Origin of the sequence: Pseudoflavonifractor phocaeensis (assembly GCF_016901955.1) — a bacterium.
Lineage (GTDB): Bacteria > Bacillota > Clostridia > Oscillospirales > Oscillospiraceae > Flavonifractor > Flavonifractor phocaeensis_A.
On record NZ_JACJLC010000031.1, the window covers coordinates 17,006 to 31,385 of the forward strand.

General features: G+C 50.4%; 16 protein-coding genes. 15 read left to right on the forward strand and 1 reads right to left on the reverse strand.

Annotated elements, in window-relative coordinates:
- Positions 1-172: 172 nt before the first annotated feature.
- Both H6B51_RS08790 and guaA read left to right on the forward strand, forming a co-directional pair.
- Entirely contained in the window at positions 173-709 is a 537-nt protein-coding gene (locus H6B51_RS08790; RefSeq protein WP_204883327.1) for a MarR family winged helix-turn-helix transcriptional regulator, read from the forward strand.
- Between the two features lie 300 nt (positions 710-1,009).
- A complete protein-coding gene (guaA, locus tag H6B51_RS08795) occupies positions 1,010-1,963 on the forward strand; it encodes a glutamine-hydrolyzing GMP synthase (protein WP_418055062.1) in 954 nt (317 codons plus the stop codon).
- A gap of 140 nt (positions 1,964-2,103) precedes the next feature.
- Here guaA and H6B51_RS08800 read toward each other — a convergent pair whose 3' ends face one another.
- Positions 2,104-2,640 (reverse strand): helix-turn-helix domain-containing protein, encoded by a 537-nt coding sequence (locus H6B51_RS08800; protein WP_087271882.1) that lies wholly within the window; start codon positions 2,638-2,640, stop codon positions 2,104-2,106.
- Positions 2,641-3,061: 421 nt separating this feature from the next.
- Between H6B51_RS08800 and H6B51_RS08805 the strand changes: the two genes are divergently transcribed.
- The 13 genes from H6B51_RS08805 to H6B51_RS08865 all read left to right on the forward strand — a co-directional run bounded on the left by H6B51_RS08805 (position 3,062) and on the right by H6B51_RS08865 (position 14,014).
- Positions 3,062-3,262, forward strand: a complete 201-nt coding sequence (locus H6B51_RS08805; protein ID WP_087271879.1) for a DNA-binding protein — start codon at positions 3,062-3,064, stop codon at positions 3,260-3,262.
- Entirely contained in the window at positions 3,262-4,335 is a 1,074-nt protein-coding gene (locus tag H6B51_RS08810; protein WP_204883329.1) for a site-specific integrase, read from the forward strand. The genes H6B51_RS08805 and H6B51_RS08810 overlap by 1 nt, the downstream gene beginning before the upstream one ends.
- Positions 4,336-4,337: 2 nt before the next feature.
- A complete protein-coding gene (locus H6B51_RS08815; protein WP_087271873.1) occupies positions 4,338-4,673 on the forward strand; it encodes a plasmid mobilization protein in 336 nt (111 codons plus the stop codon).
- Positions 4,663-5,937, forward strand: a complete 1,275-nt coding sequence (locus H6B51_RS08820) for an AAA family ATPase (protein WP_204883330.1) — start codon at positions 4,663-4,665, stop codon at positions 5,935-5,937. Before H6B51_RS08815 ends, H6B51_RS08820 begins: the two co-directional genes overlap by 11 nt.
- Complete coding sequence (locus tag H6B51_RS08825; protein ID WP_204883331.1) at positions 5,934-6,167, forward strand: complexin-2; 234 nt, start codon at positions 5,934-5,936, stop codon at positions 6,165-6,167. The genes H6B51_RS08820 and H6B51_RS08825 overlap by 4 nt, the downstream gene beginning before the upstream one ends.
- Before the next feature lie 473 nt (positions 6,168-6,640).
- Positions 6,641-7,975, forward strand: coding sequence for a plasmid recombination protein (locus H6B51_RS08830; protein WP_204883332.1), 1,335 nt, complete (start codon positions 6,641-6,643; stop codon positions 7,973-7,975).
- A 145-nt stretch (positions 7,976-8,120) separates the two neighbouring features.
- Positions 8,121-8,420, forward strand: coding sequence for a hypothetical protein (locus tag H6B51_RS08835; RefSeq protein WP_204883333.1), 300 nt, complete (start codon positions 8,121-8,123; stop codon positions 8,418-8,420).
- A 331-nt stretch (positions 8,421-8,751) separates the two neighbouring features.
- Positions 8,752-9,858: a DNA cytosine methyltransferase gene (locus H6B51_RS08840; RefSeq protein ID WP_207753898.1), complete on the forward strand. Its 1,107-nt coding sequence runs from the start codon at positions 8,752-8,754 to the stop codon at positions 9,856-9,858.
- Positions 9,848-10,786, forward strand: a complete 939-nt coding sequence (locus H6B51_RS08845; protein WP_243421208.1) for a DUF4928 family protein — start codon at positions 9,848-9,850, stop codon at positions 10,784-10,786. Before H6B51_RS08840 ends, H6B51_RS08845 begins: the two co-directional genes overlap by 11 nt.
- Positions 10,787-10,792: 6 nt before the next feature.
- Positions 10,793-11,200, forward strand: a complete 408-nt coding sequence (locus H6B51_RS08850; RefSeq protein WP_204883334.1) for a very short patch repair endonuclease — start codon at positions 10,793-10,795, stop codon at positions 11,198-11,200.
- 60 nt (positions 11,201-11,260) lie between these two features.
- Complete coding sequence (locus H6B51_RS08855; RefSeq protein ID WP_204883335.1) at positions 11,261-12,331, forward strand: DNA cytosine methyltransferase; 1,071 nt, start codon at positions 11,261-11,263, stop codon at positions 12,329-12,331.
- Positions 12,306-13,343 carry a DUF262 domain-containing protein gene (locus H6B51_RS08860; protein ID WP_204883336.1) on the forward strand — a complete coding sequence of 346 codons (1,038 nt, stop codon included), beginning with the start codon at positions 12,306-12,308 and terminating at the stop codon, positions 13,341-13,343. The genes H6B51_RS08855 and H6B51_RS08860 overlap by 26 nt, the downstream gene beginning before the upstream one ends.
- Entirely contained in the window at positions 13,343-14,014 is a 672-nt protein-coding gene (locus H6B51_RS08865; protein ID WP_204883337.1) for an MAE_28990/MAE_18760 family HEPN-like nuclease, read from the forward strand. Before H6B51_RS08860 ends, H6B51_RS08865 begins: the two co-directional genes overlap by 1 nt.
- Positions 14,015-14,380: the final 366 nt, after the last annotated feature.

A 14,380-nucleotide genomic window follows, 5' to 3' on the forward strand; every position in this document is an offset into this window, starting at 1 on the left:
AACCTTTCATAGGGGAACGAAAGTCCATATCAGTGATTCGCATGGGAATCATCTCCACATTTCAGTCTGATTGACAGGCGTGGCGCAATCTAGTACAATACCCTCAAAAAGATCGCATGGTGTCGTGTCACATGCCGGGTCCTGCCCGGCGGGCAGAGGCGGAGGGAAGAGCTTGAGCGTCAAAAGCAAGGACATCAGTGAGGTGTTTGCTAATCTGGATGAAAAGGTGAACGTTGTGTTCCGCAATCAGATGATTATGTCGGTGTACCAATCTCTGCCCAAGGACTACGATGGGAGCCGTTTCATCAACGAGATCGAGGCCCATATCCTGGGCTTTATCCACCGTAGGCCGGGAATCACCGCTAAGGAGATCTGCAAGCTGATCTTTCGCACCAAGGGTACAGTATCCACCATGCTCTCCCACCTGGAGCAGGGGGGCTATGTGGAGCAGCGGGTGAACCAGGCCAACCAGAAGGAGCGCAACTTGTTCCTCACCTCCAAAGGGGAGCAGGCTCACCAACAGCACATTCTCTACGAACGCCGGGTGACCAGCGATTTTATCATTGCCATGTCCCAATATTGCACGCCGGAGGAGATCGACGGCTATTTCAAGGTCATCCACTATCGCACCCAATATTTTGAGCAGATTGTGGAAGAGCAGAAGGCTCGGTATACCGCCAAGCGTCAAGGGGATAAGGAACAAGAATAAAAACGCGTGCCGCGGTTCTGCGGCACGCGTTTTGCGATTTTAGGCCGGGAGTCATGACCAGCAAAAGAGCAAGCAGGGCCCTGGCCAGTACTGCGCAGGATGGATCCAGGCCAAAGCCATTGATGAGAGCGGACAGCACAAACGCTGTACAAACCTGGCACGGCATGATATAATCAATTCCAATAAGCCCCGTTAGGCTGGGGCTGTTGGCCCACAGAGCCTGATGGTATGCTGCGGAGTTTCATCCCACATAGAGAATAAGGAGGAACCGGAATGGAAAGCAATAAGCGTCCTGAGAACATGGAGCGCATTACCACCCCCGCCCTGGCGGAAGCGTTCATCGCCCAACAGGTGACGGAGATCCAGGCCCAGGTAGGGGATAAGAAGGTGTTGCTGGCTCTCAGCGGCGGTGTGGACTCCTCGGTGGTGGCCGCCCTGCTTATCAAGGCAGTGGGTAAGCAGTTGGTGTGTGTTCACGTCAACCATGGTCTGCTCCGCAAAGGGGAGCCAGAGCAGGTGGTCAAAGTGTTCCGGGACGAGATGGATGCCAACCTGGTCTATGTGGACGCAGTGGACCGCTTCCTGGATAAGCTGGCCGGTGTGGCTGAACCCGAGCAGAAACGGAAGATCATCGGTGCCGAGTTCATCCGGGTGTTTGAGGAGGAAGCCCGCAAGCAGGAGGGTATCCAGTTCCTGGCCCAGGGCACCATTTACCCTGACATTCTGGAGAGCGGCCCGGTGAAGGCCCATCACAACGTGGGTGGCCTGCCGGAGGACCTGCAGTTTGAGTTGGTAGAGCCCTTGAAGTTCCTGTTCAAGGACGAGGTGCGCGTGGTGGGCAAGGCCCTGGGCCTGCCCGACGGCATGGTATACCGTCAGCCCTTCCCCGGCCCCGGCCTAGGTGTGCGTTGCTTGGGAGCCATTACTCGGGATCGGCTGGAGGCAGTCCGGGAGTCTGATGCCATCTTGCGGGAGGAGTTTGCCAAGAACGGCCTGGAGGGCAAGGTGTGGCAGTATTTCACCATCGTGCCCGACTTTAAATCTGTGGGTGTCCGGGACAACAAGCGGGCTGACGAGTGGCCTGTCATCATCCGCGCGGTGAATACCAAGGATGCCATGACCGCCACCGTGGAGGACGTTCCGTTTGCTCTGCTGCAACACATTACCAAGCGGATTACCAGCGAGGTCTCTGGTGTCAACCGTGTATGTTATGACCTGACACCGAAGCCCACTGGCACGATTGAATGGGAATGATTTCAGAGAGCTGAAAAGGCCCGTGATTACTGGGTTTTTCAAGGCTTAATGCCCTTCGTGGCAACGATTTGGCAACAGTTTTCATTATTCCAAAGATAAAGAGCTACCTGATTTGCGAAAGTCAGGTAGCTCTTTTCGTTTTACTTATCTTTGCCAGGCTGCTTCTTCAATTCTTCCACCAGCATATCACTGAGGCCCTGAGAAGGGACAACCTTGTGCCAGTGGCCTGTGGTATCAAACTCCGGGTAGCGGTAACGCCAGCGGTCGTAGTCCTCTTTGCTGATTTCCCCCGACTTCAACTTGACCGCCTGCTCTCCCCAGGCGCAGAGCATTTCATGGAGCCTTGCTGCGTCCTTGCCCTGGAACACATCTACCCGGAGATGTATTTCTCCATCACACTCGCAGATTTTCAGGCCGTAGCGGTCCTCCAGGGTAAAGAGTGTGTGCATAAGGCCCACATAGGAGTCGATGTCCGGCACAGCCAGGGCATGGGGAGAGACCTCCAATATCTGTGCCAGCGCGGCAGTAAGATCTGTCTTGGGAGTCCGCGACCCGTTCTCGTATTGAGCAAGGCGCACATCGGCGGACTTCTCCGGGAAGCCAAGTGCCATACCGAGATATTTTTGTGTCATGCCCCGCAAGGTGCGGAAAAAGTGAATGCGTTCTCCAATCGCCATAACGGCCAACTCCTATCTGGATTCTTGATAGATTCAGCATAGCAGAAATGCTTAGGATAGTCAAGAGAAACCTAAACAAATTTATTTAATATTTTTCTGCAAACCGCTTGACTTTAACTATTATGCTTAGTATAATGAAGATGATATAAGCAAATAAGTTTAAGTCACAAAAATTTTACAAATCGCATACCCTCAAAACGGCGAAAAAATGTCCGTTGTAAAGTGAGAGGGGGAATTTCAGGCGAAGTAAAACTGAATGACCGTCCGACAGATACTTTCTCCGGGGAAGCAGGCAACGATATGAGCGTGCCAAGGAGAAAAGCAAACGGCACAGCGCCGGGAAGGGTTGCCTGCCAGAGTCTGAAGGGTGAAACGGCAAACAAGAAACGATCACGACAAGGAAAGGAAGGTATTTTTGTGTATGACAGAAAAACAGTCGTTTATGCGGGTCGATGAAGTGGCGCAGGAATTGGGCGTTTCCAAATCCTATGCTTACAAAATCGTACAGAAACTCAACGCGGAACTGAAAAGCCTCGGTTACTTGACCATATCCGGCAGAGTCAACCGAAAGTTCTTCTATGAGAAGCTGTGCTACGGCGAAAAGGAAAGGAGTGGTAACTGATGGCAGTCTATAAGGAAGAAAAGACCAACACCTGGCGAGCGGTCTACCGCTATACCGGCTGGAACGGCGAGCGCAAACAGACCCAGAAGCGGGGTTTCAAGACCAAGCGGGAGGCGCAGGCATGGGAACGGGAACAGCTCAACAAATCCACCGCCGATCTGGATATGACCTTCAAGAGCTTCGTGGACCTCTATACGGCAGACATGAAAACCCGGCTCAAGGAAAACACCTGGGCCACCAAGGATCACATCATCCGCACCAAGTTGCTGCCCTACTTTGGCAAGCTCAAGATGTGCAACATCACCGCCCAACAGATCATCACCTGGCAGAACGAGATGCTGAACTACAAGAACGAAAATGGAAAGCCCTACTCGCCGGTGTACCTGAAAACCGTCCACAATCAGCTCAGCGCTATTTTCAATCATGCGGTGCGTTACTACAACCTTCGGGAAAATCCCTGCAAGAAGGCGGGCAGCATGGGCAAGAAGAAAAACCGGGAGATGATGTTCTGGACCAAGGAGGAGTATCTGAAATTTGCCGAGGTAATGATGGATAAACCGCAGTCCTTCTATGCTTTTGAGATGCTCTACTGGTGCGGCATCCGGGAAGGCGAGCTGCTGGCGCTCACGCCCGCTGATTTTGATTTTGAGAAAGGCACTGTCTCCATCAATAAATCCTATCAGCGGTTGAGCGGTCAGGACCTGATTACCACTCCAAAAACGGAGAAAAGCAACCGCGTCATCACCATGCCGCAGTTTCTGACGGATGAGATTCAGGACTATCTCAAAATGCTCTATGGAATCGGGCTGGATGACCGGATGTTCACCGTCACCAAGAGCTATCTCCACCGGGAGATGGATCGGGGAGCCAAAGAAGCCGGAGTGCCGCGCATCCGAATCCATGATATTCGTCACAGCGCGGTATCGCTTCTCATTGACATGGGCTTTTCAGCTACGGCCATCGCAGACCGGGTGGGCCACGAGAGCATTGACATCACTTACAACTATGCGCACCTGTTTCCGTCCAAGCAGACGGAAATGGCGGATAAATTGAACATGGAAAGGGGCAATTAAAAATGTCGGCAAAGAATTTGGACAAGCACAACCGCTGGCGGAACAAAACGGTGGCCTTCCGGGTCTCCCCGGAGGAGGATGAGCAGCTTGAAATCTTCGTCAAGCTGTCCGGCCTGACAAAGCAGGACTACATCACCCGGCGGCTGCTGGAACGGGATGTGGTGGTGCAGGGTAATCCCAGAGTCTATAAGGCGCTCCGGGACGAACTGGCCGCTGTGCTGGACGAGCTGCGCCGGATTGAGGCCGGGCAGGGCGTGAACGACGAGCTGCTGGACACCATCCAGATGATCGCTACGATTATGAACGGAATGCAGGAGGAAGCTGCCTATGGGAATTGAGCCAAAAGAAAAGACTGCCCGAAATACATCTGTTGGCGCAGATGAGAGGCAGTCCATTCAAAAAGATTCTGACAACAGTATACCCGCTTCGGAGGCAAAACGCAACAGGGAAATGGATGATTTGGAGGAAATGTACCGCAGGATGCAGCGCATGGCTGACCCGCGCTATCTGCACACGCTCACCATGACCGAGCTGTTTCAGACCTCCTACAAAAGCCGCCCGCCTATCATTGAAAATCTGCTCCATTCGGGAGCATATCTTCTGGCGGGCGCGCCCAAGATCGGCAAGTCGTTTCTGGTGGCGCAGATCGCCTACCATGTCAGCACCGGGCAGGAGCTGTGGGGCTGCAAAGTCCATCAGGGAACTGTACTTTACCTCGCGTTGGAGGATGACTTCCAGCGCATCCAGAACCGGATGTTTATGATGTACGGCGTGAACGACACGCCCGATCTGCACTTTGCCACCGCTGCCGGAAAAATCGGGAACGGTCTGGACGAGCAGTTGGAGAATTTCATGCGGGAACATTCAGACACTAAACTCATTATCATTGACACCATGCAGAAAATTCGGGAAGTGGGCGGCGAAGCGTACAGTTACGCCAGCGACTATGAGATTGTCGGAAAGCTCAAGCAGTTTGCAGACAAGCACTGCATCTGTGTGCTGACTGTCCACCACACCCGGAAGCAACCCGCCGGGGACGCCTTCGAGATGATCTCCGGCACCACGGGCCTGCTGGGCTGCGCGGACGGCTCCCTGCTGATGCAGAAGAAAAAGCGAACCGCGTTGGAGGCCACTATTGATGTGGTGGGACGCGATCAACAGGATCAGATTCTCTACTTGAAAAAGGACCCGGAAACGCAGATTTGGAATTTGGAGCGCATGGAAACGGAGCCGCACAGGGAACCGCCGGACCCGGTGCTGGAAGCGGTGGCTAAGCTGGTCTCCGTTGAGCGTCAGGATTGGACAGGCTCACCCTCGGAGCTGGCCGAAACGGTGCAGGTGGGAATGGCGGCAAATGCGCTGACCAAGTATCTGAATGTCAAATCCGGCAGGCTGCTGGAAGAGTATCATGTAGGCTACGAGAACAGGGCGCGGCACGCCGGGCGGCAGGTGAAGCTCACCTATATGTTGGTGGAGGCTCCGTCTTTTGAGGTGGTTGAGGATGGGCGCGACGGTTGCGACGGTTGCAACGGTGAAAATGCTACCGCCCAAACAACCGTCGCTATCGTCGCAGCCGTCGCGGAGAGGAACGGAAGCGAATGAAGAATGTGCAGATTCCCTACGACCTGTTCGTGGCGCTGGTGGAGTATCACCTCGGCTATGATGACGAATACGAGGCTGAAATCCGGCAGGGATTGGAGCAGAAGCCGGACGCCCTGATGCGGCACGAGCTGTATGCCAAATATAAAACTGCTCCCAGCGCGGAAGAACGGGAGCAGGCCCGGCAGGAGTATCTGGACCGGCGCGGCGTATTCCCGGATTTTCGCTGGTAACAGGTGTTTACTTTCATACTAATCTCGCGGATGAAATCAGCACAAAAGTCAATCTTCTCTCTGTTGGCATATACAGGAGCGTGACACGCTCCTGTGGCTGGCGGACAAGGCGAATTGGCTGGCAGCACACGCCCTCCGCATCCTTCGTCCCCATCGAAAAATCCGCAGATTTGGCGATGGCTAAGGCCGGGAGAATCCGGTGGATTTTCCCGGCCGGTGGGCGGCGGAATGGAAGCAAACGCAGTTGCGAAAAGAACGCCGGTCACACCGCATTTTGAGGCTGTGGGTATCACCTGCAAGCCGAAAAAGGCGGCGAGGCTCCCGCAGGAGCCGCATACCCCCTCGGAGAGCCCACGATACTTTGCAGCCGCAGGATGAAAGTATCATAGTGGGTTATTACACTTCCGCAGAAGTGCATTCCCCAAAAGCTACCCGCATCTCAACCGCCCCTTGTGGGGCGAGAAAGGAGTTCTATGGCAAGAGGCGACGGTATCCATCGTACCAGTGCAAGAAATATGAGACTTACCACACCCAAACTGAAAAACGCGCAGCAACACAACGAGCGCGAAAAAGAATCGTATGTCAATCAGGATATAGTCCCGGAACGCTCCCATCTGAATGTTCACTTCAAGCAACCGGATGGCGGCTATCTGGAGCAGTTTGAACAGATGGAGACAGACGGAATCATCTCCACACGCGGTATCAAAGAGGACGCTTTCCGTTATGGCGAGCTGATCTTCGATGTAAACTCCGCCTACTTTTTCAACCACGGCGGATACGACTTCGCAAAACAATTTTACCACGATGCATACCAGGCTGCAATCAAAATCGTGGGCGGCGAACAGTACATTCTGTCGGCAGTTATGCACGCCGACGAGCGCAACCGGGCAATGTCCGATGCGCTGGGGCAGGATGTATACCACTACCACCTTCATGTGGTCTATGTGCCGGTGGTGGAGAAGCAGGTCCGATGGTCCAAGAGGTGCAAGGACAAGTCGCTGGTAGGCAAGGTAAAAGAAACGGTCATGCAGGTCAGCATGAGCAAAAAGTGGGCTTCCAAGCCGGTGCTGGATGAGGCCACCGGCGAACCACTGAAAACGGCGAAGGGCAAACCTGTTCTCAAAAAATCGTACAGCGTGTTGCAGGATGATTTCTTCCAGTATATGCGTGAGGCCGGGTACGCCGATGTGGAGCGCGGTGAGCGCGGCAGCTCTGAGGAACATCTGACAGTCACACAGTTCAAGGTGGAAAGAGAACAGGCGCGGCTGGCAGAGCTGCAAACAGAAAAATCAGAGGTTCAGGCGGAGATCGGCCAGCTTCAGGCAGAGAAGGCCGAGGCGGAAAAATCTGCCAAAGAAGCGCAGACGGAACTCCGGCTGCTGGCTCCCAAACTCAAGAGCATGGAGAAGCTGGCGGCTGAGTATTCTTCAGACCCGGAGGACTTGCTGCCGTTACCCGATCGAATGGAGTCTGCCAAATCCTACCGGGAGAAAAAGTCCAAGCCGCTGCTGGAAAAGATCGTCAAGGTGGTGCGCTCCGTTTACCGGGCTTATCTGGATGTCTGCCAGAAATTCGAGCTGTTGCAGCGCAAATATGATATGGAGGTCCCGTATTTGAAAAAGCAGTTGGACGAGGTCAAGGGTAAAAATGCAGAATTGCAGGAAACTGCCAGAGACTATCACCGGCTGTGCCGGGCCTATGGGCCGGAGCGGGTAGCCGAAACGGTGGCGGCTGTCAAGCAGCAAGAACAGGCGGAGAAAGAGCAGAAACGCAGTCAAAAGCGGCGGCATGACCGGGATGCGCGGTAATCCCGTGTAGAGCTGAGAAAACAGGATTTTTGCGGATAGCAGCATCTGAACTGAATCTTGTATCGTTTGGGCGCTTTCTATCCGAAAATCCGCTTACTTTTGCCGGTGTAGAGCCGGAGAAAATTTATGAAAATGCGGAGGTTTTATGAGAACAGGTCTTTCCAAGAAGCAAAAGACAACCAGCATCTTTTTTGACGAGGCAAGCTCTATCATTGAGGTGTGTACCTACAATACATCTCTTAAAAACCGTTTAAGCGATTATGCGGGAAAGTATCCGGACGCGTGCCGGTTGGTGGACGATGATGAAAACGGCTGTCTGACATTTGAAATCAGAAAAGGGCGGTTCAGTTTCAAGCTGAACGCACCATACAGCGCGGAGCGCCGGAAAGCGGCCAGTGAGCTGGCTAAGAAAAACATCAAGAACTTGCAGCAAGGTAAGAAGTGATTGCATGCCGCCCGTGGGGGAGAATACTTCACGGGCGGTTTTTGATCTTTCTTCTGTAAATTGCAGGTCAGGGCTTGCTTTATTTCGCTTAAACGAATATAATATATTTGGTGTAGTGTTCGCATCCATAGTGATTATGAGGTGTCGCAAGTGAATGGATATATAACGGTTCAAGAAGCCGCCGAAAAATGGGGTGTGACCCCGCGGCAAGTTCAGATATTATGCAAAGAAAACCGCATAGCAGGCGCATCGCGCATGAGTCGTATTTGGATTATCCCGGAAGACGCCGAGAAACCGACAAGCGATAAACGAGGACAAGGTAGGGAAAGAAATGATTCTTCAAAGCACCGTGTATCAAAAACAGAATATTGACCTATCTTCTGCTCCTTGGACGATGCATGAGTTTTTTGCTGGTAGCGGCCTTGTGGCGTATGGACTAAGGGGTATGTTCGCGCCTGTTTGGGCAAACGACATCAGCGAACAAAAGGCCGCCGTCTATGAAGCCAATTTCGGGTGCGAACGGTTTGTTCTGGATGACATCAAGAACATCAAGGGGATCAATCTACCGTTCGCTCATCTTTCATGGGCCAGCTTTCCATGTCAAGACTTATCTCTGGCGGGTTCTATCGGCGGAATCCATGCGTCCCGCAGCGGTTTGGTGTGGGAATGGTTGCGCGTGTTGGATGAGATGGACGATAAACCGAAAATTCTCTTGCTGGAGAACGTGGCGGGTCTGCTTTCGACAAACGGCGGCGATAATTACCGGGTTCTTCATTTGGCGCTTGTGGAAAGAGGGTATCGCTGCGGAGCTGTTTTGCTGAATGCGTCCCACTTCGTTCCACAGTCCAGACCGAGAGTATTCATTATCGCCGTGCAGGAGGATTGTCCCATTCCAGAGGAATTGGTGGGTGACGGGCCATGCTGGCTCCATAACAGCGCCGCAACGCAATTGGGCCGCGAACTGCCGGGATGGGTCTGGTGGCATACGGAAAAGCCCCCACGTCGCGCCGTATCCCTCAAAGATATTGTCGAGGATAACGCAACCTTTGATAAAGACGATGTTTTACGTTTGGTTCCCGAACGGCATTGGGACAAATTGCGGGCGCACGACACTGTGTACGCCACAGGCTATCGCAGGACAAGGAACGGAACGCAGCAGTTGGAGCTGCGCTTTGATGGGATTGCCGGTTGCCTGCGGACACCGGAAGGCGGGAGCAGTAAGCAGTATCTGGTAGTCAAAAAAAATGGCCAGACACACGCGCGGCTTTTGACCGTGCGCGAGGCTGCCAGATTGATGGGAGCGCCAGACAGCTTTGAACTTCCCGGAAGTTATAACGACGGATATAAAGCGATGGGCGATGCAGTGGCTGCGCCAGTCGCACGGTTTATAGGGGAGCGATTCCTAACCAAAATTGCGGAGGCGGTATATGATGATTAGTCCTAAGGAACGCTTAGAAGCGTTTCAATCTGAAAACCATATTACTACGAAAGGGCCTCTCTCTTTGGTCGTGCAGTTTACCCGCATGGTGAGAGATAAGGCTTTTCCGTTGAACCCTGACGACTTCCAGACAAGCAGCAAAGGACAGGTCGCTGGGCTTGGCGGAGCGAACTTGAAGAAGATTTTGAAAGAGCACGGCATCACCCAGCAACTATCCTCCGAAGGCGGGAGAACCAGCAGAGGCAGTATGGGGCTGATGATTAAATATGTGGACTTCCTGAACGCATGGAACGCGGAAGAAGCCGTGGACTTTTCCATAGTTGAGGACTTTTGGGCCGAACAGGTGCGCGAATACTTTAGAAACCAGCCTTTTGTCCTAACAGCCGACACATCCAAAACAATCGGCGCAAACCTGGACGACTTGTTTGAGCAGGCAAAAAAGCGTCAGAAGCAGAACGCCGGGACACAGTATCTCGGCACGGTATTGCAGCATCTTGTGGCGGCGAAACTCTGCTTGATCCTGCCGGAAGGTTCTTTTGAAATTCATGGAGCCTCTGTGGCGGACGGCCCCACAGACCGCAACGGCGATTTTGTCATCGGAAATACAGTCATTCACTGTACGACCATGCCCGGCGCGTTGCTGATTGAAAAGTGCAAAGCAAATCTCCGCGCCGGTTGTCACCCCGTCATCATCACGATTTTTGAGCGCGTACATACCGCGCTCAATCTTGCCGAGGACGCTGGTCTGGCCGGACGCGTTGAAGTGTGGGACATTCAGCAGTTCTTGTCCGCCAACGTCTACGAGCATAGTCTCTTTGACGAGTCCAAGAGAAACTCCACGCTCTCCGGCATCATTGACCGATACAACAAGATCGTGCTGGAGGCGGAAACCGATCCCAGCCTCCGCATAGAGTTTGAAGCCAGGTGAGTCGCTGTGGCTGATGTTTTCGATGCGGAGAAGCGATCTGACATTATGCGTCAGGTCAAGTCTAAAAAGAATAAGTCCACGGAACTGCGACTGATTGAAATATTTAAGGAGAACGGGATTACAGGCTGGCGGAGAAACTACCCGGTAAAAGGGCATCCCGATTTCGTATTCCCAAAGAAGAAAATCGCTGTGTTTGTGGACGGTTGCTTCTGGCACGGACATGACTGCCGAAACACTCGTCCTGCCGATCATCAGGAGTATTGGCAGAAGAAGCGTGAACGGAACATGAAGCATGACAGAGAAGTCACGGCCATGTTCGAGGCGCGAGGTTGGACAGTGTTGCGGATTTGGGAGTGCGAGTTGAAAAAGAAAAATGAATCCACACTTGTGGATCAATTAAAGTCATTTATATAATAAGCGTTTTTCTCTATGTTTATGAGAATTTTCATGCGCGGCAAGGGGGACTAACAATATATGCCTTATGCTGCAATAGATTTGTTTTGCGGTGTTGGAGGATTGACTAAAGGGCTAGAACAAGCCGGGATTAATGTCGTTGCAGGAATTGATTTTGAGCCTAGCTGTCAATACGCATATGAAGAAAATAACAACTCTGTATTTATTCAAAAAGATATTACAGATGTTACGCCGTCTGAACTTCAAGCGCTCTATCCTGCAAATGCCGACATACGCATATTAGCAGGATGTGCTCCATGCCAACCTTTTTCAAAATATACACAAAGATATAGAAAAGACGGCTATAAGGACGAAAAGTGGCGGCTCCTATACTCCTTTGGTAAATTGGCTAAGGAAGTTCGCCCTGCCATAGTTGCTATGGAAAATGTGCCGGAGCTTGAGAAAACTCACGTCTTTAAAGATTTTATAGATAAACTTGAAGATTGCGGATACCACATATTTCATAAAACGGTATACTGCCCGGACTACGGGGTTCCGCAAAGCCGAAAACGGCTGGTTTTATTAGCGTCTTTGTTAGGCGATATATCACTAATCCCTCCCACCCATACCCCGGAAACATATGTTACTGTGCGGGATGCCATTGGAGATCTTCCGCCATTGATTGCCGGTTCGGCAGATCCTAACGATCTATTACACTCTGCCACAGCTCTTTCAGATAAAAACCTTAAGCGCATACGGCAATCGGTTCCGGGAGGAACATGGCGCGACTGGGATAAGGAACTTCAGTTAGTGTGTCACAAAAAAAGTACAGGGAAAACTTATCCATCTGTATATGGACGAATGTTATGGGATGCTCCTTCGCCAACAATAACAACTCAATTTTATGGTTATGGTAATGGGCGCTTCGGACATCCAGAACAAGATCGTGCTTTGTCATTACGCGAAGGTGCAATATTACAATCTTTTCCGCGGGATTACAAATTTCTTAGATCAACGGATATTTTAAATAAGCATAAGTTAGGGGTACAAATTGGGAATGCTGTTCCTGTAAGGTTGGGAGAAGTCATCGGAATCAGTATCATAGAACATATTCGGAGGTATACTGATGGCAAAGAAAAAAATAACGATTGAACAAATCACTATGGCTGAAACGCAGCTTCAAACAATGCAACGCCAAGTAGATTATGACACAAAAGATTATACCGTTGAGCTACTGCTTTCTAAATTTGAGCGTGGAGACTTTTTCATCCCGGATTATCAGAGGCAATATGTTTGGAAGGCAAATAACCGCTCCTTGTTTATTGAATCTGTTTTGCTAGGACTTCCTATACCATTTATGTTCTTTGCGGGATGTGATGATGGACGACTCGAAATCATTGACGGTGCCCAAAGAATGCAAACACTAAACGAATTTGTAAGCGGGAAAATGCGGCTATCGCGATTGCCAAAGTTAAATCTACTTGACGGTTTTTCTTTTTCTGATTTATCCACTGCGACGCAGCGTAAATTTTTAAATCGCACGTTCAGAGTAGTGGTCTTAGACGAAAAAACTACACCCGATATTCGCCAAGATTTGTTTAATCGAATCAACACCTCTGGTGTAAAAGCCTCCGACTCGGAAGTTCGGAGAGGTTCGTACCCTGGACCGTTGACTGACTTTGTGGAAAAATGTTGTAGGAATGAACTGTTCGTGACTCTATGTCCGGTATCTAAAAGCAAGGCCGTTCGTCAAGAGCGGTTTGAGTTGGTTCTTCGATTCTTTGCCTATTTGTATAATTATAAAAAGTTTGAACATGAAGTGAGTCAATTCCTGAATCAATTCTTATCTGAAAATCTTCACACTTTTGATGAAGAACAATATAGGTCTGATTTTGAGGGTATGCTTTCTTTTGTCCATGATAATTTTGAGTTTGGCTTTGCAAAAAGCAAAAATGCAACAACTACTCCGCGCGTTCGTTTTGAAGCTATTTCGGTTGGCGTAGCGCTAGCCCTTAAGGAGAGGCCAGACTTACATATTGATAATGTCGATTGGCTCAATTCGGAGGAGTTCAAGGAACTAACGACATCGGATGCTAGCAATAACGAAGGTAAGCTTGCGACCCGTGTGGAGTATGTGCGCGACAAATTGCTGGGGCGAAACTAATGATTACGACACATGAAGTATTTGGTGACCGGAAAAACGAAATAGAGTTTTACTATTCTGTTATGGTAGACATAGATGACGAAACTAAGAACGCTCTTAACACAATTGATAACCAGCGCTTTTTTAGGATCATGAAATCCAATTTCCTTCTGATGCTGTATAATCTTGTTGAGGCGACATTTACAACAGGTATGTTAGAAATATATGAACAACTTGAACGTGAAAATTGTTCGTATGGAGCCGTCATTGATGAAATTCAGAATATTTGGAGAGACTACAAAATAAAAGAAATATATAAGCCAGAATCGGGATTAACTACATACACAAACCGAGTTCGAAATATAGTGCTTGATATAACGCAAAACACCCCACTGGCATTAACAAAGGGTATGCTTGGAGTAAACGGTAATCTAAATGCCAAGCAAATCAAGGATATATGTGATCGCCATAGGATTCGTTATCAAGTTACAGATGATCGTCAAGTTTTGGAAAAGGTAAAGAAAAAGCGCAACTCTCTGGCACACGGTGACGAAAGCTTTAGCCATTGCGCTAGAGATCTGACCCTAACAGATTTAGAAACCATTAAAGACACCGTCATTCAGTTTATACAAGAAATTTTAACCGGTATGGAGAAGTATTGCGACGAAAAGCAGTTTCTACGTCATGCCTAATCTTTCATGGCAACACCATGGCAACAAAAAATCAGATAGCCCAAACTATCTGGATAATGAAAACAATACAAACACTCTGAGCTAAATCCCATAAGCAAATCCGTTTAGAATATGCTTAACAGGAGCGAGTGGGAGTGAATTAGTAAAACCAGCAAAGCATTGCAACGCAATGCTTTGCTGGTTTTTATTTTTCCTGTTGACCGCAAAATGACCGCAATTTATCCTGTGATCTGGGGCCGGACGGAAGAGGCTCAATCCTGGTGTTCGGGTCGGGTGTAATTAACCCCAAAGTGTCGGGAGTCCACGACCAAATTCAGCCGGAAAAGAAAAAGCCAGTACCATTGCTCTCTGCGAACCTGTACACTG